The following is a 23,543-nucleotide window of genomic DNA, read 5'->3' as shown; positions in this document are numbered from 1 at the left end:
CGACGGGGAGAGCTGAGAGGTGATCGATGGGCGTGGCGGGATCCTTCCCCAGCTTCGCGGGGAAGCCCCCCGGCCCGGTCATGGACCGGGAGGAGGCGGACCGTGCGCTGGCCCGGCTCGGCGCGGAGCACGAGGCCATCGAGACCTCGCTCCTCGCCCTCCAGGACCATGCCGGCCGCCGGCTCCTGGAGGGTGCCGAGCTGACCGGGGTCACCCGTGACCGCTGGGCCACGACCGACCAGGCGATCACCCTGCTGTGGGGGTACTTCGACGCGTACTCCGGCGCGCTGGCCCAGGCCCGCGAGGTCCGGGCCCGCAGGCGCTACCCGAACCGTGACGACCTGGTCGCCCTGACCGGGCTGCTGCGCGGGGAGGGTGTCACGGTGGCGAACACCGCGGCGCTGTCCGCCCCTTCGATCACCGGTCCGGCCCGGCTCTCCGAGCGGTTCACGCTGGAGGAGCTGGTGGGCCGGATGAACGAGCTGTACGCCCGCTCGCTGGACATGGTCGTCGCCTCGGACTCCGTATGGTCCGCGCTGCCCGCCCGGATAGACCTGCTCGCCGCCGAACTCCACCGGACCCGCTCGCTGGCCCACTCGGTGGGGGTCCGTCCCGGTGAGCATCCGGCGGGCGACGACCTGGAGGAGATCACCCGGGAGCTGACCACGCTGCGGGTGCAGGTGATCTCCGACCCGCTGGCTTTCTGGCTGCCGGGCCCCGGCAGCGCGGCACCCGGCGGCGGGCGCCCGGACACCACCCGGTACGACCGGGCGGCCCGCGCCCTGGAGGACGTACGCCGGGAGATCGAGGCGGTGCTCGCGGTCCGGCAGGACGCCGAACAGCGTCTGGTCCAGCTGCGGGACGTGCTCTCGCGGGCGGACCGCACACTGGCCGAGGCCCGTGCGGCGCGCGGCGAGGTGCTGGCGAAGATCGCCGCGTCCGAGGTGCCCGCGGTGAGCGGCCCGCCGACGGCTCTTCAGGAGCGGCTCGCGGCGGCGTCCGACTATCGCAGGCATGCCCTGTGGCACCGGCTCTCGCCGCTCCTTGAGTCACTGGAGCGGGAGGCCGAGGACGAGTTGCTGCGGGCCCGGGAGTCGCTGACGTCCGTCACCGCGCCGCTCGCGGTCCGCGCGGAGCTGCGCGGCCGGCTCGACGCGTACAGGGCGAAGGTGGCCCGGCACGGGCTGGCGGAGGACCCGCTCCTGATCGAGCGGTACGACGCCGCGCGCCGGATGCTGTGGAGCGCCCCGTGCGATCTGCGGGTGGCCGGGCAGGCGGTGCTGCGCTACCAGCGGACGGCCGCGGAACTGCTGACACCGCAGCGGCCGTCCTCACCGGAGGACCGTCGGGGCGAACAGGGGGATACACCATGAGTACGCAGTGCCAGCGCCCCGCGTGCGAGGGCGGTTACGAGGACATGGGCGGCGGTGAGCTGTACTGCGACACCTGCGGGCTGGCGCCGGTCGTCTCGCCGAACGGCATGGTCTCCTCGCCGCCCACGGGTATCGCGGGCGGCGGCCGGGGCAGCAGCGGTTCCCAGCGGTCGGCCTCGCGCGCCTCGGCCCGTGCCTCGTCACGGGCCTCCTCGCGGTCCTCGACCTCGCGGCGCTCCGTCTCCGGACGGCTGTCGCGCTCGCTGTCCGGTGCCTCCACGTCCCGTTCGGTGTCGGTGCGTTCCTCGGGGACCGCGTCCGGATCCTCCGGCCGGGGCAGGCTGGGCGCGGGCCTGGTGCAGGTCCCGGACGTGCCGCGCCCCGACCCGCGTACCGCCGTGATGGAGAATCCCGAGGTCCCCGAGCGCAAGCGGTTCTGCTCCCGGTCCGACTGCGGGGCGCCGGTGGGCCGGGCGCGCGGCGAGCGGCCGGGCCGCACCGAGGGGTTCTGCACGAAGTGCGGCCACCCCTACTCCTTCGTGCCGAAGCTGCGCGGCGGGGACATCGTGCACGGTCAGTACGAGGTCGCGGGCTGTCTGGCGCACGGCGGGCTCGGCTGGGTCTACCTCGCGGTGGACCGTGCCGTCTCCGACCGCTGGGTGGTCCTCAAGGGCCTGCTGGACACGGGTGACCAGGACGCGATGGCGGCGGCCATCTCGGAGCGCCGCTTCCTCGCGGAGATCGAGCACTCCAACATCGTCCGCATCTACAACTTCGTCGAGCACCTCGATCAGCGGACCGGGTCGCTCGACGGCTACATAGTGATGGAGTACGTCGGCGGCAAGGCGCTCAAGGAGATCGCCAACGAGCGCCGCACCCCGGCCGGGAAGCGGGACCCGCTGCCGGTCGAGCAGGCGTGCGCGTACGGGATCGAGGCCCTGGAGGCGCTCGGTCATCTGCACAGCCGGAATCTGCTGTACTGCGACTTCAAGGTCGACAACGCGATCCAGACCGAGGACCAGCTCAAGCTGATCGACATGGGCGCGGTGCGCCGGATGGACGACGAGGAGTCGGCCATCTACGGCACCGTGGGCTACCAGGCGCCCGAGGTCGCGGAGGTCGGCCCGTCGGTCGCCTCCGACCTGTACACGGTCGCGCGGACGCTCGCGGTGCTCACCTTCGACTTCCAGGGGTACACGAACGTCTTCGTGGACTCGCTGCCGGACCCGGACAACATCGAGGTGTTCCGGACGTACGAGTCGTTCTACCGGCTGCTGGTACGGGCCACCGACCCGGATCCGGCGCGGCGCTTCGCCTCGGCGACGGAGATGGCCGAGCAGCTGACGGGGGTGCTGCGGGAGGTCGTGGCGCTCCAGACGGGACGGCCGCGTCCGGCGCTGTCGACGCTCTTCGGCACGGAACTGCGGGTGACGGACACGGAGTTGTTCTTCGAGCTGACGGGGGACGTGTCCCGGCTGGGCTTCCGGGCCGATCCGGTGGGCGGCGCGCGGCCGGGCCGGCGCAAGCGCCGCGCGGGCTCCGGTGCCGTGCCGCCCCCGGCCCCGGGTGCGACGGCGGTGGCGGGCGCGCCTCCGGTGGGCGGCCCGGCCACGGGGCTGCCGCCGGCACCCGGGTACCACGCCGCGGGCGGAGCCCCGCTGTCGGCGCCGCTGTCGGCGCCGCTCACCCATGTGCAGGGCGGCTCCGGCGGTCCCGGGTACGGCGCGGGTGGCGTTCAGGCGCCCCCGTACACACCGGTCCAGGCCCCCGTTCCGGCACCCCGGACGGCGGTGGCCGGCCCGGCCCGGCCACCGGGAGCGGCCGGCGCCGGTCAGGGCGTCCGGCTCCCCGGGCTCGACGCGCGGGGCACCTCGCTCGCGCTGCCGGTGCCCCGGGTCGACACCGCCGACCCGAACGCCGGTTTCCTCGCCGGGCTGATGGCGTCCGCGCCCGCCGAGCTGATCGCCGCGCTCCACTCCGTGCCCGCCGCCTCGCTGGAGACCCGGCTGCGGGAGCTGCGGGCCCGGCTGGAGATGGGGGAACCGGACGCCGCCGCGCAGACGCTGAGCGCCCTGGAGGCGCAGCACCCGGACGACTGGCGGGTCGTCTGGTACCGGGGCATCACCTCGCTGGTGACCGGGGACAACGAGAACGCCGCGCTGTCCTTCGACGCGGTCTACGACGCCTTTCCCGGGGAGCCCGCGCCCAAGCTGGCGCTGGGCATCTGCGCGGAGGTGCTGGGCCAGCTGGACAACGCCGCCGAGTACTACCGCCTGGTGTGGGCGACCGACCCGAGCTTCGTCAGCGCCGCCTTCGGCCTGGCCCGGGTGCAGATCGCCGCCGGGGACCGGGCCGGTTCGGTGCGCACCCTGGAATCGGTGCCGGAGGCGTCGATCCACTACACGGCGGCACGGGTCGCCGCCGTGCGGGCACGGCTGCGTGAACGCGCCCCGGGGGAACCCCTGCTGACGGACCTGACGGCCGCCGCGGTCCAGGTGTCGGCGCTGGCCGGCTTCGGACTGGACCCGGTGCGCCGCGAGCAGTTGTCGACCGAGGTACTGGGCAAGGCACTGGACTGGGTACTCTCCGGTAGTCCCGGTGCGTCCCCGGTCGGTCCGTCCGCCGGTGCTCCGGGCACACACAGACTGCTCGGCACCGAACTGGACGAGCGGGGGCTGCGGTTCGGGCTGGAGCGCTCGTACCGGATGCTCGCCCGGCTCGCCCAGCGGGGCGACGAGAGGATCGAACTGGTGGAGCGGGCCAACCGTTTCCGCCCCCGGACGTGGGTGTGAAGATGTCACAGATCCACCAGCAGACCTCCTTGTCGAGGTGCCCCGGCTGCGAGGAGCCGCTGGAGTCGGGCGACCTGTTCTGCGGTGCGTGCGGGTACGACCTGTCGGCCGTACCCCCACCGCCGGGCGACCGCCCGACGATGCCCATCGCCGTGCCGGTGACGGGCGCGCCCCCGGCCGGTGCCCCGGGTGCCGGTCCGGACGCGGGTGCCGGTGCCGGTGCCGCTCCGGGTGCCGAAGCGGTGGAGTGGCCCCCCGCGTCCGAGGTCGACAGTTCCGATCTGCCCGCTCCCCTGCACCGTGCGACCGACCTGCCCGGTACGGACTCGGGCGGCAAGCCGCTGCCCACCACGGCACCGGACCCCGGCCCGGCCCCGGCCCCGGTGCGCCATGACGTCCCGGGCGGCCCGGCAGGCGCGGTCCCGGACGGCTCGGGCGACTTCGAACTGGCGGCGCCCGACCCCCGTACGGCGGAGCACACCGCCACCCCGGCGGCGGGCACCAAGCTCTGCGTGGCCTGCCGTTCGGGCCGGGTGGACACCGACGGCTACTGCGAGAACTGCGGCCACGCGCAGCCCCGCGAGCGCGACCACATGGAACAGGAACTGGGCTCGGTGGCCGCGGTCAGCGACCGGGGTCTGCGCCACCACCGCAACGAGGACTCCTTCGCGGTGTCCTCGACCGCCCTGCCGGACGGCTCACCGGCCGTCGTCGCGATCGTCTGCGACGGCGTCTCCTCCGCGAGCCGGCCCGACGAGGCCTCGGCCGCCGCCGCGAGCTGTGCCAACGAGTCGCTGCTGGAGTCGCTGCCGCGCGGGACGCATCCGCAGCAGGCCATGCACGACGCGATCATCGCCGCGTCGGAGGCGGTCAACGCGCTGGCCCGGGAGCCGGGCCGGGTGCCGGAGCACGAGGCCCACCGGCATCAGAACGCCCCGGCCTGCACGCTGGTCGGCGCGATCATGGCGGGCGGTCTGCTGGTGATCGGCTGGGTCGGCGACAGCCGGGTCTACTGGGTCCCGGACGACCGCGCCAACCCGCCCGCCCGGCTCACCGAGGACGACTCGTGGGCCGCGCAGATGGTGGCGGCCGGTCTGATGAGCGAGGCGGAGGCGTACGCGGACGAGCGCGCGCACGCCATCACGGGCTGGCTCGGCGCCGACAGTTACGAACTGGAGCCGCACACCGCCTCGTTCAAGCCGGACCGGCCGGGGCTGGTGGTGGTGTGCACGGACGGTCTGTGGAACTACGCGGAGTCCGCCGAGGAGATGGCCGCGGCCGTGCCTCCGGACGCGTACGCACGGCCGCTGCACGGTGCCCGGGTACTGGTGGGGCACGCGCTCGACGGCGGGGGCCACGACAACGTAACAGTGGCGCTGCTGCCGTTCGCGGTACCCCCGCAGGGGGCAGGATCGGCCCACAGCACCGCGTGAGCCCCGGTTCCTGCTTCACCGGTCCTCCGGCCGCACCCCAGCCCTCCGGCTGTTTCCCGCCCCTAGGAGCCGATCAGATGGCCAACTTCTCCAAGTCGAACGTGCCGCAGTTCTCGGTCGAGGTGTACCAGAACGAGTTCCTGCCCGACGGCGGCCGCGAGGTCAACGCGATCGTCACGGTCACCTCGACCGGTGGCGGCACCACCGGCGGCATACCGCTGAGCGGTGCGCCGGCCTCGCCCACGCGCCTTCCCGGGCAGGCGCCGAACGCCGCCGTGGTGATCATGGTCGACTGCTCCGGATCGATGGACTACCCGCCGACGAAGATGCGCAACGCCCGTGACGCGACGGCCGCGGCCATCGACACCCTGCGCGAGGGCACCCGGTTCGCGGTGGTCGCCGGTACGCATGTGGCCAAGGACGTCTATCCCGGCAACGGGCGGCTCGCCGTCGCCGACGCGCAGACCAGGGCGCAGGCGAAGGACGCGCTGAGGCGGCTCGGCGCGGGCGGCGGTACCGCGATCGGCACCTGGCTGCGGCTCACCGACCGGCTGCTCGCCGCCGCCGACGCGGACATCCGGCACGGCATCCTGCTGACCGACGGGCGCAACGAGCACGAGTCCCCGGAGGACCTGCGGGCCGCCCTCGAATCCTGTGCGGGCCGCTTCACCTGTGACGCCCGCGGGGTCGGCACCGACTGGGAGGTGAAGGAGGTCACCTCCATCGCCTCCGCGCTCCTGGGAACGGCCGACATCGTCGCCGACCCGGCGGGTCTGGCCGCGGACTTCACACAGATGATGGAGAACGCGATGGGCAAGGAGGTCGCGGATGTGGCGCTGCGGCTCTGGACGCCCGTCGGGGTCGAGATCAGGTTCGTGAAGCAGGTGGCGCCCACCGTCGCCGATCTGACCGGCCGGCGCACCGAGGCGGGACCGCGCGCCGGGGACTACCCCACCGGTTCCTGGGGCGACGAGTCCCGCGACTACCACGTATGCGTTCAGGTCCCCCAGGCCGGAATCGGGCAGGAGATGCTGGCGGCCCGCGTCTCGCTGATCCTTCCCGACCCCTCCGGCGGCGCCCCGCAGGCCCTGTCGCAGGGACTCGTACGGGCGGTGTGGACGGACGACATGGCCGCGTCCACCTCGATCAATCCGCAGGTCGCGCACTACACGGGACAGGCGGAACTGGCACAAGTCATCCAGCAGGGGCTCGACGCACGCAAGTCGGGCGACTTCGACGGCGCGACCGCGAAACTGGGCCGCGCGGTGCAGCTCGCGTCGGCCTCCGGGAACGAGGGCACCGCGAAACTGCTTTCGAAGGTGGTCGACGTCGTCGATGCGGCGACCGGTACTGTGCGACTGAAGGCGAAGGTCGCGGAGGCGGACGAGATGACCCTCGAAACGCGCTCCACCAAGACCGTTCGCGTCAAGAAGTAGCGAAAGCGCAACACACCGCGACCGAATGAGCATGACGGCCTGCGGGCCGGACGAGGAGAGGGGGAAGCGCCGACATGCCGACCTGCCCGAACGGACACCAGTCGGGTTCCGAGGACTGGTGCGAGGTCTGCGGACACCGCATGGCCGGAGCGGGCGCGCCCGCCGGCGCGGTACCACCGCCGCCTCCCCCGCCGCCCGCGCCCGGCTACGGCTTCCCGCAGGGCCCCGGCCCCGGTTCGCAGCCGACCGTGCACGCCGAGCTGTGCCCGCAGTGCCGCACCCCGCGTGAGGCGATGGCGCCGTTCTGCGAGGAGTGCCGCTGGAACTTCCTCACCAACACGGCGACCTCGTACACCCCGATCGCCCCGCCGCACGGCGCTCAGAGCGGCAGCCCGGTGCCGGGGCTCAACCTGCCGCCGGGCTTCCAGGCCCAGCAGCCTCCGCCGCAGGCGTCGCCCCCGCAGCCTCCGCAGCAGCAGTCGGCACCGCCGCAGCAGCCGCGTGATCCGTTCGAGTACCAGGGCTCGCGCCCCTCGCAGGTGAACCGCCCGGCCGAACCGCTCGCTTCGGAGCAGTCCGGTCCCGGGCAGCCCGGTCCTGGTGGGCAGGGCGGGCCGCCGCCTCCGCCGTCGTTCCAGCAGGGGCCGCCGCCGTCGTTCCAGCAGAGTGCGCCGCCCCCTCCGTCGTTCCAGCAGCAGCCCGCCCCGCCGTCGTTCCAGCAGCAGTCGGCACCTTCGCCGTTCCCGCCGCACCAGCAGCAGTCGGCACCGCCCGCGCCCGCGCAGCCGCAGGCCCCGCAGCCCGGCGGGGACGACTGGATGCTGTCACCTCCCTCGCAGGCACAGGCACCGCAGGCACCCCAGGCACCTCAGCCGCCCGTCCCGCAGCTGCCGCAGGGATTCCAGCCGCAGGTCCCGCAGACGCCCCAGACGCCCCAGACGTCCCAGGGCCCGCAGGGAGCACCGCAGTTCCCGGGGCAGGGACTCGACCAGGGGCAGCACCAGCAGCCCGCCGCTCCCGCCGCCACCACCTGGACGGCCGTCATCGCCCCGGACCGTGAGTACTTCCTGGCGATGATGCAGCGCAGCGGCCCCGAGGCGACCGGGCTCAATCTGCCCGCGTACTCCCCGGAGCAGCGCCTCGCGCTCACCGGCAACCAGATCACCATCGGGCGCCGCCGGCACAGCACCGGGGAGTCGCCCGACGTCGACCTCTCGGTGCCGCCGGAGGACCCGGGCGTCTCGCACCAGCACGCGGTGCTGGTGCAGCAGCCCGACGGCAGCTGGGCCGTGGTCGACCAGAACTCCACCAACGGCACCACGCTCAACGGCGCCGAGGACCCGATCCAGCCCTATGTCCCCGTCCCGCTCCAGGACGGTGACCAGGTGCACGTCGGCGCCTGGACGACGATCACGGTCCGCCGGGACTGATCCGGACCGGTCCGGATCAGGGGTCCGACGCCTCCGCGAGCGGCCAGGCGTACGGCCCCTCCGGGTCGTCCAGCCAGGCCCACTGCCCTTCCGGCCCGACCGTGATGCCGTATCTCTCCCTCCGGGGGCGCCGCTCGCGCCGCCAGAGGGAGAGTGCCTCGTGCGGATCGAGACTGCCCTCGGTCAGGGTCAGCAGGAAGTGGAAGAGCTCCTCGTCGAACACGTCCCTCGGCAGTCCGCCGAGGGGCCGGCGCCGGGCGGGCGGGGGCAGCGCTCCGCGCAGGTGCACGAAGTACGCCGGGGTGTGCAGGAACCGGCCCTCCGCGTAGCGGCCGTGCGCCGTCTCGCGTACGCGCAGGGAGATCAGCCCGGTCGCGAACGGGGCCAGGATCCGCCCGCCCGGCCGGCACTGGGCCAGCCAGGCGTGCGGTACGGACGGCAGGGTGCAGGTGGCGATGATCCGGTCGTACGGGGCCCGTGCCGGGCAGCCGCGCGCTCCGTCGCCCGTGATCACCGCCGGGCGGTAGCCGGCCGCGGCCAGGTGACGGCGGGCCGACTCCGTGATGTCGGGGTCCAGGTCGACGGTGGTCACGGCCCGGTCGCCGAGCCGGTGGGCGAGCAGCGCCGCGTTGTACCCGGTGCCCGCGCCGATCTCCAGGACCGTGTGCCCGTCCCGTACGTCCAGTTCGTCGAGCATCCGGGCCATCAGGGAGGGCTGGCTGCTCGACGAGATGAGTTCGCCGTCCCTGATCCGGGTGGCCAGCGGGGCGTCCGCGTACACCCCGCGCAGCCAGCGTCCGCGCCGTACGGGATCGGGGTCCTCGCCCCAGAGGCGTTCGTACCCCCGGGACCCGCTGGTGTAGAAGTACGGCACGAACAGATGGCGCGGTACGTCCTCGAAGGCGGCGCGCCAGGCGGGGTCGCCGAGCGCTCCGGCCGCCGCGACCGCCCGCGCCAGGGACCACCGCGCCGCCTCGGCGTCGGCCGCGAACTGTTCGTGGTGTGCGCCCATGCCCCCACTGTCCTGCGGCGGCGCTCCGGGGGCGAGTACCGCGACGGGCTCGGTGGCGGTGTTGCCGTCCGGGGGCGGCCGGGCGGGTGTACGGACGAAGGTCCTAGGACCCGGGTCCTCGGCCGGTGCGTCTGCGACCATGGACGGGTGACAGAGATTCCGCACGGCACGCTTCAGGAGCAGACCTTCTACGAGCAGGTCGGCGGCGAGGCGACCTTCCGGCGCCTGGTCCACCGTTTCTACGAGGGGGTCGCGGACGACGAGCTGCTGCGGCCGATGTACCCGGAGGAGGATCTGGGCCCGGCCGAGGAGCGGTTCACGCTGTTCCTGATCCAGTACTGGGGCGGCCCCCGGACCTACGGCGAACAGCGCGGGCACCCGCGGCTGCGGATGCGGCACGTCCCGTTCCGGGTCGACCGGGCCGCTCATGACGCCTGGCTGGGCCATATGCGGGTCGCGCTCGACGAGCTCGGCCTGGCGCCCGAACACGAGCAGCAGCTGTGGAAGTACCTCACCTACGCCGCCGCCTCGATGATCAATACCGCGGACTGATATCCGGAATACAGAATTCCATCCCCGGATAACGGTCACGATCGGATCAAGGTGACCCCGCAAGCGGTTTCCATAACCCTGTGCCCTCTGAAAGCATCACGTGGACGTCGGGGGGCGTGCGGGTTCAGGGGTTCGGGGGGGTCAGGTGACGGGTTTCGTCTTTCTGCGGGTGAGGGCGCACAGGCTCCTTCTCGCCGCGGCGCTCCTGGCGGTGCTGCTGACCACAGCGGTGCTGGCGGCGCTCACCGCGTTCTCCGGTTCCGTGGGCGATGCCGCGCTGCGTCACACGCTCACCAACCGCTCCGCCGCCTCCGCCTCCCTGGTCGTCTCCGCCCAGGTGGACCAGCAGAACCGGCAGGAGCGCGAGCAGGCGGAGCAGGCCGCCCGCAAGGCGGCCCGCGAGACCTTCGGCGGGCTGCCCGTGACCGTACGGAAGCTGGAGAGCTCGGGGCCGTACGCACTGCCGCGCGATCTCCAGTCCCCGGCCGCACGGCGCGGTGAGCCCGACCTCACCCACTTCGCCGCGCTCGACCGCAGCCGGATCCGGCTCACCGCGGGCCGGCCGCCGGTGGCCACGAAGGGCGAGGGCCCGGTACAGGTGGCCCTGCCCGGTGTCGCCGCCGAGATCCTGAAGCTGAGGCCGGGCTCCCGGCTCACCCTCACCGACCGGCTGAGCGAGACCCGGCAGCAGGTGCTGATCACCGGCCTGTACGAGGTGTCCGACCAGTCCGACGCGTACTGGCAGCTGGACTCGCTCAACGGGCGCGGGGTCCGCAAGGTCGTCTTCACCACCTACGGCCCGCTGCTCACCGATCCCGCTCTGCTCGGCTCGGGCCGGCTCAGCACCGGCGACACGTCCTGGCTGGCCACGGCCGACTTCCGGACGGTGACCACCGACTCCATGGACGCGCTGAGCGAGGCGTCCACGAACGGGCCGAAGGCCCTGCTGGCCACCCCGGTGTTCAAGAACGGCGCCACCGCGCGGATCGGGCTCCCCACCGTTCTCGACCAGACCGGCCGGGCGCTCCTCGTCGCCCGCTCGACGCTGATGATCGTCGCGGTGCAGCTCGTACTGCTCGCCGCGTACGCCCTGCTGCTGGTGGCCCGGCTGCTGAGCAGCGAACGCGGCGGCGAGACCGAACTGCTGCGGGCCCGCGGCGGTTCGCGTGGCCGGATCACGTCGTTCGCGGCGATCGAGGCCCTGATGCTCGCGGTGCCCGCCGCCGTCATCGCCCCGCTGCTCGCGGGGCCGCTGACCCGGCTGCTCGCGGAGCGCAGCGAACTCTCGCGGATCGGGCTGCGGTTCGGGGAGGCGACCACCGGCACGGTGTGGCTGGTCGCCGCCGCCGTCGCGCTGGCCTGCGCACTGGCCGTGGTGGCGCCCGCGCTGGCCGCCAGTGCGGGCGGTGGCCGCAAGGCACGCGCCGCCGCCCTCCCCGGCCCCGTGCGCGCGGGCGGCGACCTGGGGCTGCTGCTGATCGCCGCGGTGGCGTACTGGCAGCTGGACCGCCAGACCGGCGGTTCCGGCGGCGGGGCACTGAGCGGTGACCGGGAGGGGGACCTCGGTATCGACCCGCTGCTGGTGGCCGCCCCCGCGCTGGCGCTGCTCGCCGGCACCGTACTGACCCTGCGGCTGCTGCCCCCGGCCGCGAAGCTCGCGGAGCGCCGCGCGGCGAGCGGCCGCGGGCTGCCCGCAGCGCTGGCCGGCTGGCAGTTCAGCCGCCGGCCGCTGCGCGGCGCCGGACCGGTGCTGCTGCTCGTCCTCTCGGTCGCGATGGGCATGCTGGCGATCGGTCAGAGCGCTTCGTGGAACCGCTCGCAGGGCGACCAGGCCGACTTCCGCTCCGGTGCCTCGGTCCGCATGGTGGGCGGGCTCAGCAGCGATCCGTCGACGGCCGCCGCGTACCTGGGACTTCCCGGGGTACGGGAGGCGGCGCCCGCCTACCGCACCGAGGTGGAGCTTTCCGGCCAGCGCATGGGCCAGGTGATCGCCCTGGACACCGGGCACACCGACGAGGGCATGCTGATCCGCGCCGACCTCGCCGACGGGAAGCCGGAGCGGCTGTTCGACGCGATAGCCCCGGCGAAGACCGTCCGTACCGGGCTGTTGCTGCCCAAGGGCAGCGAACGGCTGACGTTCGACGTACGGATCGACGGCCGGGCCGCGAAGAACCGGGGCACGGAGCCGGGGCCGACGGTCACCGTGCTGCTGGAGGACCGTTACGGCCTTCCGTACCGGATCCTCGCCGGGCAGATACCCATCGACGGCAAGCCGCACCCCCTCTCGCTCCCCGTGGCCGCCGCGGCCGAACTGGCCGTGACCGGCTTCGAGATCGACGACCAGCCGGCCGGGGACCGCACCGAGCAGCGCCGGTTCGCCGTGAGCGGGCTGGGCGCCACGACCGCCGATGGCGGGCACAAGCCGCTGCGCGCGCAGGACGGACTGCGCTGGCAGGCCGGTACGACGATCAACGAACTCGGCGAGGAACGGCCGGGTCCGGTTCCGGCCGAGGCGAAGACGTCCGGGGACGCCCCGGTCTTCGACTACAACACCGGGATCCCCGCGGACGGACTGTCGGAGTACATGCCCGCGACCAGCACCCTGCGCATCGCCACCGTCCGCCCGAAGGCGGCACCGCTCAAGGCGGTCGTGACGGACGCGTATCTGAAGGCCGCGGGCGCGAAGCTGGGCGACGAGGTCGACCTCACCCTGGCCGGGAACGTGGTGCGGGTGGCGCTCGTGAAGTCCGTACGCCAGCTGCCCACGACCGGCGCCGACGCCCAGACGGAATCCGGGGACTCCGCGTCCCGGGCCAAGGACGGCGGCGGCATGCTGCTCGACCTCCGGTCCGTCACCGCGCTGCTCGCCGAACGGGCGGGGGCCACCATCTCCCCCACCGAGTGGTGGATGAGCACGGACCCGGGGGGCTCCTCGAAGGTGGCCGCCGCGCTGCGCGCGCTGCCCGACACCGACCCGGCCCAGGTCCAGGTGCGCGACGAGACCGCGCAGGACCTGGTCAACGACCCGCTGGGGGCGGGGCCGCAGTCCGCGCTGCTCGCCGTGACCGTGGTGGCCGCCGCGCTGGCGGCGGTCGGCTTCGCGGTCAGCGCGGCGGGCTCGCAGCGTGAACGGTCCGCGGAGTTCGCGGTCCTGCGGGCGCTGGGGGCACCGCGCCGCCGGCTGGCCCGGATGATCGCCGCCGAACAGGGCGTGCTGATCACCATCGCGCTGCTGGTCGGGCTGGCCCTCGGAGCCGCGCTGACCAGGGCCGTCGTACCACTCATCGTGCTGACCAGGCAGGCGGCCCAGCCGGTGCCCGAGGTCCTGGTGCAGCTGCCGGCCGGCCAGGTCGCCACTCTGCTGGCCGGGGTCGCCGCACTGCCGTTGCTGACCGTCGCGGCGATCGCGCTGCGCCGCGCCGACCCGGCGGTATCGCTGCGCCACCAGGGGGACAACTGACATGAGTGCCGACCAGAACCAGACTCCCGGAACCCCGGGGGGCACGGACAGGACCGGGGCCGTCGCACGGGGTGCGGCCTGCGCCCCCTGGATCCGTACGCGGCTGCGTACCGCTCCGGGCGCCGCGGCGGCGCTCGCGGGCCTGGTGCTGCTGACCTCGTTCCTCGCCGCCGCGTTCCCGCGTTCGGTGGAGGCGTACGAGACACGGGGGCTGCGGCACGACATCGTCTCGGCCTCACCGGCGCGCAGCATCCTGGAAGTGACATCGCCGCTCCCCGACCCCGAACTGGGCCCGGACATGCAGGACGCCGCGGTACGGGGCGCCGGGCTGGCCGAGGTCGACACGGCGCTGAAGAAGATGATGCCGGCGCCCATACGGCCCGACCTCCCGCGCTCCTCCTACGGGGTGCACACCACGGACCCCGCCGCCGCGACCGAGCGGTGGCTGGACCGGCCCAACGGGCTCGACCCTAAGCTCACCCTCGCCACCCCGTCGGGGCTCGACAAGCACAGCAGGCTGCGCTCCGGACAGTGGCCGAAGGCCCGGGGCGATGTCAGCGTGGACAGTCGGGAGGTGGAGGCCGCGGTCACCGCCGAGACGGCGTCCGCCCTGAAGATCAAGGTCGGCTCCACGATCGCGGTGCCCACCCGGAACGGTGAACCGCTGACCGTCCGTGTCACGGGCATCATCACCCCTCTGCGGCCCGCCGAGAGCTACTGGTCCGTCGAACCGCTGTTCAAGGCACCGGTGCTGACCCCGACACCCCCGACGCCGCGTGGCGGGAGTGAGCCGCTGTTCTTCTGGACGGCCGCGCTGCTGCTGCCGCAGGACGCCGCGCCCGCCCTGCTGGCCACGATGAACAAGCCCGAGGTGTACTGGCGCATCGCCCCGGACGCCTCGCGGCTCACCGGGCTCGACGTGGCCGGGCTCCGGTCCGCCGTCGCCTCGCTGGAGAGCGGACCGGAGCTGCTGAACGTGCGGGAGACCGTGGGTCCCACCGCGGCGCTCACCACCTCGCTGGACGACATCGTCCTCAGCCATTCGCAGATGCGGTCCGCGATCGGTCCCGTCGTGACGGTCGCCGGGGTCGGGATCGGGGCGGTCGCCGCCGTCGTCCTGCTGATGACGGGCGCCCTGATCGGCGGACGCCGCCACAGCGAACTGGCCCTGATGCGCTCGCGCGGCGGCTCCCTGCGGGGCATCGGCCGGCGCCTGTTCACGGAGACCGCGGTGACCGTGCTGCCCGCGGCGGCGCTCGGTCTGCTGCTCGCCGTACTGGCCGTCGGGCAGGCCCGGCTGTGGCCCGCGGTGACCGCCGCGGCGGTCACCGCCGCACTGGTCTGTGTCGCGCTGCCGCTCCGTACGACGTTGCAGCACATCCGGCCGCAACTGCACGGCGCCCGGGACGACATGATGACCGCCCGGCCCTCCCAGCGGCGCACCATCGCCGAACTGACCCTGCTGGTCCTGGCGATCGGCGCGGTCGCCGCGCTGCGCCGCCGGGGCACGGACGCGGGCGGCGGCACCGACCTGCTGGTCAGTTCGGCACCCGTACTCGTCGGGCTGATCGCGGCCCTCGTCCTCGTACGGCTCTATCCGCTGCCCCTCCGGCTGGCCTCGCGCCCCGTCGCCCGGCTGCGCGGTGCCATCGGCTTCCTGTCGCTGGCCCGCGCCGGGCGCGCCTCCTCCAGCGGCACACTGCCGTTGCTGGCGCTGCTGATCGCGCTGACCACGGCGGCGTTCGGCGGCTCGGTGCTGGCGGGGATCGGGGACGCCCGTGACGACGCGGCGCTGGCGGCGGTCGGGGCGGACGCGCGGATCAGCGGTCCGGACGGGCCTCTTCCGCTGCCGGACGGCCTCGCGGAGCGGGTGCGCAGGGTGGACGGTGTCGATGATGTGGCGGCCGTCCAGGTCGAGTTCGGCGTCGTGCTGCCGGCCGCCCCGGGCGACGGCGGGCAGAAGAAGACCGCCGCCCTGCTGGGCGTCGATCCCCAGTCGTACGCACGGCTGGCACGGGCCACGGGCCTGAAGTCCTTCCCCGCGCACCGGCTGAAGGCCACCGGCTCGGCGGCCCCGGTCCCCGAGGGCACGGATCCCTCGCGCGACCGGGTGCTCCCCGTGATCGCCTCGCCGTCGGTGGCCGAACGGCTGGGGAAGCGCGAACACAGCATCGACGCGCTCGCCGGGGACTTCAAGGTGAAGGTCGTGGGTGTCCAGCCGCTCACCTCGGCGGTGCCCAACACCGACTTCATGATCGTCAACAGCGCTTCGCTCACCGCGCGGCAGACCACGACACTGTTCGTCACGGGCTCGCAGCCGGACGCCGAGGAGCTGCGCGCGGCGACCCGGGACGCGGGCGGGGACATCGTCGTACAGCTGCGGTCCGAGGAGCGCGGGGCATACGTCGACAGCCCCATGCAGGAGGGCGCCGGGCAGATCTACGCGGCGGCCATCGCGGCGGGCGCCGGCTACGCGCTGCTCGCCGTGCTGCTGTCGCTGCTCCAGACCGCGCCGGAGCGCACCACGCTGCTGGCACGGCTGCGCACCATGGGGCTCACCACCCGCCAGGGCAGGCGGCTCCTCGCGTTCGAGGCGATGCCGCAGGCGCTGCTGGCCGCCGTCGGCGGTCTGCTCGTCGGCTGGGCGACCATCACCCTGCTGGCCCCCGGGGTGAACCTGGCCTCGCTGGCGATGTCCGGCACCGCCGGATCCGCCCCGCTCAACGTTTCGCTGCGTGCCGACCTCTGGTCGCTGGTGCTCCCGGCGCTCGGGGTGGTCGTTCTCGCCGCCTCCGTGGCGGGCGTCCAGGCCTGGTGGGCGAGCCGCCGCGGATCGATCACCGAACTCAGGGCAGGAGACTCCCGATGACGTCGTCCACCGAGACCACTCTGGCGGAACTCGAACAGCGGGCGGCGACCCGCCGGGACCGCCCCTCGTACGGGCATGACGCGCTGATCGCGTGCGACCGCCTGGTACGCATCTTCACCACGGACGGGGTGGAGGTGCAGGCCCTCCAGGGGCTCGATCTGCTGGTCACCGAGGGCGAGCTGATGGCTCTGGTCGGCGCGTCCGGCAGCGGCAAGTCCACGCTGATGAACATCCTGGCGGGCCTGGACGTGCCGACGGCCGGATCGGCGAAGGTCGCGGGCTGCGATCTGCTGTCGATGGGGCCGAAGGAGCGGCTCCGCTACCGCCGTGACGTGGTCGGGTTCGTCTGGCAGCAGACCGCCCGCAACCTGCTGCCGTACCTCACCGCGGTCCAGAACATCACGCTGCCGATGCAGCTGCGCGGCGGTGGCCGCAACCGCGAACGGGCCGCCCGCGCCGAGTCGTTGCTCCGGATGCTCGACATCGAGGACTGCCGGGACCGGCGGCCGCAGCAGCTGTCCGGCGGGCAGCAGCAGCGGGTGGCCATCGCGGTGGCCCTGGCCAACAACCCCTCGGTGCTGCTCGCCGACGAACCGACCGGCGAGCTGGACTCGGCCACCGGCGAGCAGGTCTTCGCCGCGTTCCGCCGTGCCAACGAGGAACTCGGCACGTCCATCGTGATCGTGACGCACGACCAGGCGGTGGCGAGCGAGGTACGCCGTACGGTCGCGATCCGGGACGGCCGTACGTCCTCCGAGGTGCTGCGCCGCACGGAGGTCGACGCGGCGACGGGCCAGGAGTCCCAGGTGGCCCGGGAGTACGCGATGCTCGACCGCGCGGGCCGCCTCCAGCTGCCCGCCGACTACACCGAGGCGCTGGGCATGGAGCACCGGGTGATGCTGGAGCTGGAGCAGGACCACATCGGCGTATGGCCGGACGCCCCGGAGGGCCCGGTCAAGTAGACCGGCGAGGCGGTCACGTACGCGACGGGACCACGCAGGACCAGCACGCCCGGTCAAGTGGGGCTGGCACCAGGGCGGTTCGAGGGGGTGGCCCGATGGTGACCGCCCGCGCGCGCTCGTAGCGTCGGACAGGTCATCAGCCCTGTTCCGAGGAGCATCATGCGCGTCACCTCCTTGTCCGTCGTCGGCCTGGCACTGGCCGGCCTGCTCGCGGGCGCGGTGCCCGCGGGCGCGGTGTCCGCGGGCCCCGCCGCCCCGACGCCCGCCGCGTCCCCGCGGCAGCGTCTGGACTGGGCCCCCTGCCCGGAGCGGTACGAGGAACTGAACGCGGCGGGCGGGCAGTGCGCCGAGGTCGCCGTGCCCCTCGACCACCGGGATCCCGGCGGCCGTACGATCCGGATCGCGATCTCACGCGTCAAGGCCGCGGACCCCTCCCGGCGCCGCGGCATCCTGCTCTCCAACCCGGGCGGACCGGGCGGGACCGGACTCGACAACACCCTGCGGCTGCGCCCGGCGCTGGGGGACGTGGCGGACCGCTACGACCTGATCGGCTTCGATCCGCGCTTCCTCGGCGACTCCACACCGATCGGCTGCGCCCCGGCGGCACCGGCCATGCCGCCGGGCCCCGTCACCTCCGCCCGCGCGGACTTCGAGAGGTCGGTCGCCTCCGCCCGTGACACCGCGCGCCGCTGCGGCCGGCACGGGGACAACGCCGCGCTGCTCCCGCACGCCTCCTCGCGCAATGTCGCCCGGGACATGGACGCGATCCGGGCGGCGCTGGGCGAGCGCGCGCTCTCGTACTACGGCATCTCGTACGGCGCCGATCTGGGCGCCGTCTACACCCAGCTGTTCCCGCGGCGGGCCGACCGGATCGTCATCGACTCCAGCACCGACCCGGCGGCCACCCAGTACGAGCTGTTCCGGTCGGCCGGGAAGCCGCTGGAGGAAGCCCTGGACGCCTGGGCGGGCTGGACCGCCCGGCACCACGGCACCTACGCGCTGGGCCGCACGGCCGCCGAGGTGCGGGCCCGGGTGGAGCGGCTCGTGGACGGAGCGGAGCGCCGCCCGGTGGCCATCGCCGGGACCCGCGTCGACGCGCCGGCCCTGCGGCTCGTCCTCCGGCAGCTGATCCAGCACGAGGAGTACGACGCGGGGCTCGCCGGTACGGTACGGGACCTGGTGGACGCGGCGGCCGGAAAGCCGGTCGAACCCGGCCCGGAACTGGCCGCGATGCTGGAGCTGCTCGCCTCGCCGGACCTGGCGGACAGCATGCTGGGCGGGGCGCTGTTCATGTGCGGGGACGGCGGCTGGCCGTCCGGCGGCTGGCCCGCGGACCCGGCGACCTACTGGCGCAACTCCCAGCGCAGCCGGGACCGGCAGCCCGTCTTCGGGCCGTTCGTGAACGGGATGATCGCTCCCTGCGCCTTCTGGGAGACCGAGCCGGCCGAGCCCGGGACGAGGATCGGCAACGGCGTACCGGTGCTGATGCTCCAGGCGCTGCGCGACAACAACGTCCCGTACGCGGGGGCGTTGGCCCTGCACCGCAGGCTGACCGGCTCACGGCTGGTGTCGGCGGACATCCGCTCGCACGGTGTCTACGGCCGCGGTGTCGACGGGCTGCGCCCGGTCCCCTGTGCCGACCGGGCCGTCAACGACTACCTGCGCGACGGCACGCTGCCGGCACGCGACATCATGTGCTCCGCGGACGGCGGTGTCAGCGTGGGCCGACGGTGAGGTCCAGGGTGCCGAGTCCACCGCTCGCCTCGCGGCGCAGGGCGGTGGAACCGTACGGGGTGCGCAGCCGGAGCCAGGTCCCCGAGGTGAGCAGCGATACGGGGAAGTCCCGGGCGGCCCGGAGGAAGCCGAGGGACTGGGCGGCGTGGACGGCGCGCAGCGGAAGCTCCGTGGCGCCGACCCGCCGGGACCAGATCTCCCGGCCGATGCGGTCGCGCTCGGCCCGGTTGCGGCGCCCCTCTGGCAGCGCCTCGTCGCGGCTGCGGAACTCCGCGACCGCGACGGTGAGCGCGGCGCGCAGGGCGAGTGGACCCGGCAGGCCGGGCAGCTCCCGCCAGGGGCCGCGCGGTGGCAGGACTCCGGTCCAGGGCGGCCCGGTCACGGCCTCGGGCAGACCGCCCGCGCCGCTGCCGGGGCCGGTCGCCGAACCGGTCCCGGCCGGCTCCCCGACGTCGAGCGTTTCGAGGAGTTCTCCGGCCGACACCGTGATGTCGAGCGTCTCGGGCCGGGCGAGCCGCGCCGTCCGGATCGCGAGGACCTCGAACGACGGCGGCCGGCCGAACACCGCCAGCGCGTCGCCGCCGCCCGCCTGCAACCGGACCGCGGCGGCCCGGTCGTAGTGGAGCAGCCGGCCGAGGAAGGCGGCGAGATCCGCCGCCTGACTCGGGTCGGCGAACCGCAGCGACCGCACGGGCACCGTCATGCTGCGGCGGGCTCCTCTGCCAGGTACTCCTGGAGGAAGAGCTTCTCCTCGGCGGAGATCCGCCGGGGCCGCTCCGCGGCCAGGTCGTACGGCACGACGACGGTCGACGCGCGCACGTACACCTGCTCGGGGTCCTTGATCTCGTACGAGATCGTCAGCGACGCGGCGCCGATCTTCGTGACCCACGACTCGACGGTCACCGGCGAGTGCCGGTGCACCAGCGGCCGTACGTAGTCGATCTCGTGCCTGGCCACGACGGACCCGCCCGCGAAGGACGGCGAGCCGTCCCCCGGCGCCAGCCGGAACATGAAGTCGATGCGCGCCTCCTCCAGGTAGCGGAGGAAGACCACGTTGTTCACATGGCCGAAGGCATCCATGTCCGACCAGCGCAGGGGGCAGCTGTAGATATGACGAGCCAAGACGATCAGCCTCGCGTGAGCTTCTTGTACGTGGCGCGGTGCGGGCGGGCCGCGTCCGCACCGAGGCGCTCGATCTTGTTCTTCTCGTACGACTCGAAGTTGCCCTCGAACCAGTACCACTTGGAGTCGCCCTCGTACGCCAGGATGTGCGTGGCGACGCGGTCCAGGAACCAGCGGTCGTGGGAGATGACCACCGCTGCGCCCGGGAACTCCAGGAGCGCGTTCTCCAGGGAGGACAGGGTCTCGACGTCCAGGTCGTTGGTGGGCTCGTCGAGGAGCAGCAGGTTGCCGCCCTCCTTGAGCGTCAGCGCCAGGTTGAGGCGGTTGCGCTCACCACCGGACAGGACGCCCGCGGGCTTCTGCTGGTCCGGGCCCTTGAAGCCGAACGCGGAGACGTAGGCGCGCGAGGGCATCTCGACCTGGCCGACGTTGATGTAGTCCAGCTCGTCCGAGACGACGGCCCAGAGGGTCTTCTTGGGGTCGATGTTGGCGCGGGACTGGTCGACGTAGGAGATCTTGACCGTGTCGCCGACCTTGATGGAGCCGGTGTCCGGCGTCTCCAGGCCCTGGATCATCTTGAACAGCGTGGTCTTGCCCGCGCCGTTCGGACCGATGACGCCGACGATGCCGTTGCGCGGCAGCGTGAACGACAGGTCGTCGATGAGGACCTTGTCGCCGAAGGCCTTGGAGAGGTTCTCGACCTCGACGACGATGGAACCGAGCCGCGGGCCCGGCGGGATCTGGATCTCCTCGAAGTCCAGCTTCCGCATCTTGTCCGCCTCGGCCGCCATCTCCTCGTAACGGGCGAGACGTGCCTTGGACTTGGTCTGCCGGCCCTTGGCGTTGGAGCGGACCCACTCCAGCTCTTCCTTGAGCCGCTTCTGGCGCTTCTCGTCCTTGCGGCCCTCGACCTTGAGGCGCGCCTGCTTCTTCTCCAGGTACGTGGAGTAGTTGCCCTCGTAGGCGATGGCGCGGCCGCGGTCGAGTTCGAGGATCCACTCGGCGACGTTGTTCAGGAAGTACCGGTCGTGGGTCACGGCGATGACGCAGCCCGCGTACTTGGAGAGGTGCTGCTCCAGCCAGTTCACCGACTCGGCGTCGAGGTGGTTGGTGGGCTCGTCGAGGAGCAGCAGGTCCGGGGCCTCGATGAGGAGCTTGCAGAGCGCCACACGGCGCTTCTCGCCACCGGAGAGGTTGGTGACCGGCCAGTCGCCGGGCGGGCAGCCCAGGGCGTCCATGGCCTGCTCCAGCTGGGCGTCCAGGTCCCACGCGTTGGCGTGGTCCAGGTCCTCCTGGAGCTTGCCCATCTCCTCCATCAGCGCGTCGGAGTAGTCCGTCGCCATGAGCTCGGCGACCTCGTTGAAGCGCGTGAGCTTGCCCATGATCTCGGCGGCGCCGTCCTGGACGTTCTCCAGGACCGTCTTCTCCTCGTCCAGCTTCGGCTCCTGCATGAGGATGCCGACGCTGAACCCGGGCGACAGGAACGCGTCACCGTTGGACGGCTGCTCCAGGCCCGCCATGATCTTCAGCACCGTGGACTTGCCGGCGCCGTTGGGCCCCACGACACCGATCTTCGCGCCGGGCAGGAAGTTCAAGGTGACGTCATCAAGGATCACCTTGTCGCCGTGCGCCTTGCGCGTCTTGCGCATGGTGTAGATGAACTCAGCCAAGAGAAACCGTCCGGCAGCAATAGAGGTGTGGGCAGATACACCCCATCTTGCCTGACGTCCATCCCCCAAAGGAAACCCGTCCGGTTCCCGGTACACGGCGGCCCCGGTACGCGGGTGGCGTACCGGGGCCGTTGATCAGCGCACCCGCACGGTGCGCGCATCCCTACTCACCGTCGGTGTGCGTCTTCTTCCGGCGCAGGAGGAACATCGCGCCGCCGCCGACGACCACCAGGACGATGGCGATGCCCGCGATCATCGGGGTGGTGCTGGAGCCGCCGGTCTCGGCGAGGTCGCCCTCGATCCCGGCCGAGCTGGTGCCGGTCGAGGCGGGGACGGGCTGCTTGGCGCTCTGGACGTCGATGCCGCCCTCGGTCTCCTTGGTGCTGCCGCTGGTGGCGCAGTCCAGGATGCCCTTGAAGTTCTTGGCGAACCCGCCGGGGCCGGTGATGGTGAAGTCGTACGCCTGGTCCTCGGCGACCGGGATGGTGACCGTCCTGGTGGCTCCGGGGGCGATGGTGTGCTCGAAGCCGGCCAGCTCGAAGGTGAACGGCTCGTCGCCCGGGTTGGCCGCGGTGATGTCCACGCCGCCCTTGGCGCAGTTCTTCTTCGCGGTGAGGGCGGGCAGCGCGCCCGTCTCGGCCCAGGTGGCGGTGGCCCGCGCGGAGACCGTGGACTCGCTGGACCCGGCCAGGATCTGGGTCTGGCTCCGGGTCACCCCGGCGAAGGCCCGGCCCACCGGCACGGAGGTGGTGGTCTGGACGGTCAGCGAGGCGGAGCCGTCGGCGGCGTCCTTCGGTATGTCGAAGTACAGCCGGGCCCCGTCGGCCGCCGCGGTGACGGGCTTGCCCGCCTCGTCGGTGACCTTGATGCCGCTGGCCGCGGCGTCGGCGGTGGGCGCCACGGAGACCTGGTCCGCGTCGGTGCGGACCACGACCGGCCCGAGCCGCTGCCCGGCCCGGCCGGAGACCGCGGCGGGGTCCAGCGTCAGGGACGCCTTGGGCTCGGCGACGTTCCTGGCGTGGCTCTCCAGCCAGTCGGCGAGCTTCTCGGCCTGCTTGTCGGAGGCTTTGACCTCGGCGTCGTCCGAGTAGCGCCAGATGGCCACCTGGGTGCCCGCCGCCGCGGTCCGCTCGGTGAGCGGTCCGGTGCCGGCCTCCTCGGCGAGGGCCGCGAGGTCGTCGACCTGGGGGTAGGAGTGCTGGAGGATCCAGCGGATCTTGCCGGCGTTCTTGTTGGCGCCCAGCGAGGTCTGGGCCCAGGGGGTCTCCAGATACTTCGCCTGGTCCTGCGTGGGGTTGTGCACGTCGATGCAGTACGTCTTGAGCTTGCCGCCGCCGTCGACGGTCATCTCGAAGAGCCCGGCGGGCAGCTGCTGCGTCCGGTCCGGCCGGCCGTCCCGGCCCTCCACATGGAGCACGGCGCTGTCGAAGGTCTTCAGCCCGTCCAGGGTCGCGGTCGCGCCGCCCGGGTGCTGGGGTACCGCCTCGGCCGCCGCTCCGCCCGCGCCGGCCAGGGTGCCGGCCGCGAGGAGGCCGGAGACCAGCGTCGCCGCGCCCAGCCGGGCGAACCCACGGCGATGCGCTCTCCCCCTCCCCCCCGCTCTGCCCTGACCGCGGTGCACGGCGGTCGCATCGGACGGCAAGGTGGACGCTGAAGACGCAGAAAACACAGAATTCCCCTCCGGGCGGGACCTCGCGC

General features: G+C 73.3%; 15 protein-coding genes. 10 read left to right on the top strand and 5 right to left on the bottom strand.

What is annotated here, in order from left to right:
• Positions 1-26: 26 nt before the first annotated feature.
• The 5 genes from ABT170_RS07930 to ABT170_RS07910 all read left to right on the top strand — a co-directional run bounded on the left by ABT170_RS07930 (position 27) and on the right by ABT170_RS07910 (position 8,464).
• Positions 27-1,373, top strand: a complete 1,347-nt coding sequence (locus ABT170_RS07930; protein WP_351865014.1) for a coiled-coil domain-containing protein — start codon at positions 27-29, stop codon at positions 1,371-1,373.
• Complete coding sequence (locus tag ABT170_RS07925; RefSeq protein WP_351865011.1) at positions 1,370-4,165, top strand: tetratricopeptide repeat protein; 2,796 nt, start codon at positions 1,370-1,372, stop codon at positions 4,163-4,165. The genes ABT170_RS07930 and ABT170_RS07925 overlap by 4 nt, the downstream gene beginning before the upstream one ends.
• 2 nt (positions 4,166-4,167) lie before the next feature.
• Positions 4,168-5,598 (top strand): PP2C family protein-serine/threonine phosphatase, encoded by a 1,431-nt coding sequence (locus tag ABT170_RS07920; protein ID WP_329944071.1) that lies wholly within the window; start codon positions 4,168-4,170, stop codon positions 5,596-5,598.
• A gap of 77 nt (positions 5,599-5,675) precedes the next feature.
• Positions 5,676-7,034 carry a vWA domain-containing protein gene (locus tag ABT170_RS07915; RefSeq protein WP_329944072.1) on the top strand — a complete coding sequence of 453 codons (1,359 nt, stop codon included), beginning with the start codon at positions 5,676-5,678 and terminating at the stop codon, positions 7,032-7,034.
• Between the two features lie 74 nt (positions 7,035-7,108).
• The gene (locus ABT170_RS07910) at positions 7,109-8,464 is read left to right on the top strand and encodes an FHA domain-containing protein (protein WP_351865007.1); all 1,356 of its coding nucleotides are present in this window, start codon (positions 7,109-7,111) and stop codon (positions 8,462-8,464) included.
• A 16-nt stretch (positions 8,465-8,480) separates the two neighbouring features.
• Here ABT170_RS07910 and ABT170_RS07905 read toward each other — a convergent pair whose 3' ends face one another.
• Complete coding sequence (locus tag ABT170_RS07905) at positions 8,481-9,476, bottom strand: methyltransferase domain-containing protein (RefSeq protein WP_351865236.1); 996 nt, start codon at positions 9,474-9,476, stop codon at positions 8,481-8,483.
• 147 nt (positions 9,477-9,623) lie between these two features.
• Here ABT170_RS07905 and ABT170_RS07900 point away from each other — a divergent pair, with 147 nt between their 5' ends.
• The 5 genes from ABT170_RS07900 to ABT170_RS07880 all read left to right on the top strand — a co-directional run bounded on the left by ABT170_RS07900 (position 9,624) and on the right by ABT170_RS07880 (position 19,053).
• The gene (locus ABT170_RS07900; RefSeq protein ID WP_329944074.1) at positions 9,624-10,028 is read left to right on the top strand and encodes a globin; all 405 of its coding nucleotides are present in this window, start codon (positions 9,624-9,626) and stop codon (positions 10,026-10,028) included.
• A 145-nt stretch (positions 10,029-10,173) separates the two neighbouring features.
• Entirely contained in the window at positions 10,174-13,488 is a 3,315-nt protein-coding gene (locus tag ABT170_RS07895; protein ID WP_329944075.1) for an ABC transporter permease, read from the top strand.
• A 1-nt stretch (position 13,489) separates the two neighbouring features.
• A complete protein-coding gene (locus ABT170_RS07890; protein WP_351865004.1) occupies positions 13,490-16,357 on the top strand; it encodes an FtsX-like permease family protein in 2,868 nt (955 codons plus the stop codon).
• Entirely contained in the window at positions 16,354-17,319 is a 966-nt protein-coding gene (locus tag ABT170_RS07885; protein ID WP_329944077.1) for an ABC transporter ATP-binding protein, read from the top strand. The genes ABT170_RS07890 and ABT170_RS07885 overlap by 4 nt, the downstream gene beginning before the upstream one ends.
• A gap of 159 nt (positions 17,320-17,478) precedes the next feature.
• Positions 17,479-19,053, top strand: a complete 1,575-nt coding sequence (locus ABT170_RS07880) for an alpha/beta hydrolase (protein ID WP_351865000.1) — start codon at positions 17,479-17,481, stop codon at positions 19,051-19,053.
• On the opposite strand, the gene ABT170_RS07875 is transcribed toward ABT170_RS07880, so the two are convergent.
• From ABT170_RS07875 to ABT170_RS07860, 4 genes are all read right to left on the bottom strand, one after another.
• The gene (locus ABT170_RS07875) at positions 19,034-19,756 is read right to left on the bottom strand and encodes a DUF8010 domain-containing protein (RefSeq protein ID WP_329944079.1); all 723 of its coding nucleotides are present in this window, start codon (positions 19,754-19,756) and stop codon (positions 19,034-19,036) included. The two genes, ABT170_RS07880 and ABT170_RS07875, sit on opposite strands and share 20 nt — an antisense overlap.
• Entirely contained in the window at positions 19,753-20,175 is a 423-nt protein-coding gene (locus tag ABT170_RS07870; protein WP_266930768.1) for an acyl-CoA thioesterase, read from the bottom strand. The genes ABT170_RS07875 and ABT170_RS07870 overlap by 4 nt, the downstream gene beginning before the upstream one ends.
• Before the next feature lie 5 nt (positions 20,176-20,180).
• Positions 20,181-21,845, bottom strand: coding sequence for an energy-dependent translational throttle protein EttA (gene ettA / locus ABT170_RS07865; protein WP_266930770.1), 1,665 nt, complete (start codon positions 21,843-21,845; stop codon positions 20,181-20,183).
• A 163-nt stretch (positions 21,846-22,008) separates the two neighbouring features.
• Positions 22,009-23,514 (bottom strand): LAETG motif-containing sortase-dependent surface protein, encoded by a 1,506-nt coding sequence (locus ABT170_RS07860; protein ID WP_443034316.1) that lies wholly within the window; start codon positions 23,512-23,514, stop codon positions 22,009-22,011.
• Positions 23,515-23,543 lie beyond the last annotated feature (29 nt).

This window comes from Streptomyces sp. NPDC001787 (assembly GCF_040297465.1).
Taxonomy (GTDB): domain Bacteria; phylum Actinomycetota; class Actinomycetes; order Streptomycetales; family Streptomycetaceae; genus Streptomyces.
Note: the sequence above shows the minus strand (reverse complement) of the source record. Positions and strands in the feature narration are given on the sequence as shown.

What these genes read in the sequence shown, in the direction of transcription:
- ABT170_RS07930 (WP_351865014.1), top strand. Translation starts at nt 27, where the DNA reads ATGGGCGTGGCGGGATCCTTCCCCAGCTTCGCGGGGAAGCCCCCCGGC.
- ABT170_RS07925 (WP_351865011.1), top strand. Translation starts at nt 1,370, where the DNA reads ATGAGTACGCAGTGCCAGCGCCCCGCGTGCGAGGGCGGTTACGAGGAC.
- ABT170_RS07920 (WP_329944071.1), top strand. Translation starts at nt 4,168, where the DNA reads ATGTCACAGATCCACCAGCAGACCTCCTTGTCGAGGTGCCCCGGCTGC.
- ABT170_RS07915 (WP_329944072.1), top strand. Translation starts at nt 5,676, where the DNA reads ATGGCCAACTTCTCCAAGTCGAACGTGCCGCAGTTCTCGGTCGAGGTG.
- ABT170_RS07910 (WP_351865007.1), top strand. Translation starts at nt 7,109, where the DNA reads ATGCCGACCTGCCCGAACGGACACCAGTCGGGTTCCGAGGACTGGTGC.
- ABT170_RS07905 (WP_351865236.1), bottom strand. Translation starts at nt 9,476, where the DNA reads ATGGGCGCACACCACGAACAGTTCGCGGCCGACGCCGAGGCGGCGCGG.
- ABT170_RS07890 (WP_351865004.1), top strand. Translation starts at nt 13,490, where the DNA reads ATGAGTGCCGACCAGAACCAGACTCCCGGAACCCCGGGGGGCACGGAC.
- ABT170_RS07885 (WP_329944077.1), top strand. Translation starts at nt 16,354, where the DNA reads ATGACGTCGTCCACCGAGACCACTCTGGCGGAACTCGAACAGCGGGCG.
- ABT170_RS07880 (WP_351865000.1), top strand. Translation starts at nt 17,479, where the DNA reads ATGCGCGTCACCTCCTTGTCCGTCGTCGGCCTGGCACTGGCCGGCCTG.
- ABT170_RS07875 (WP_329944079.1), bottom strand. Translation starts at nt 19,756, where the DNA reads ATGACGGTGCCCGTGCGGTCGCTGCGGTTCGCCGACCCGAGTCAGGCG.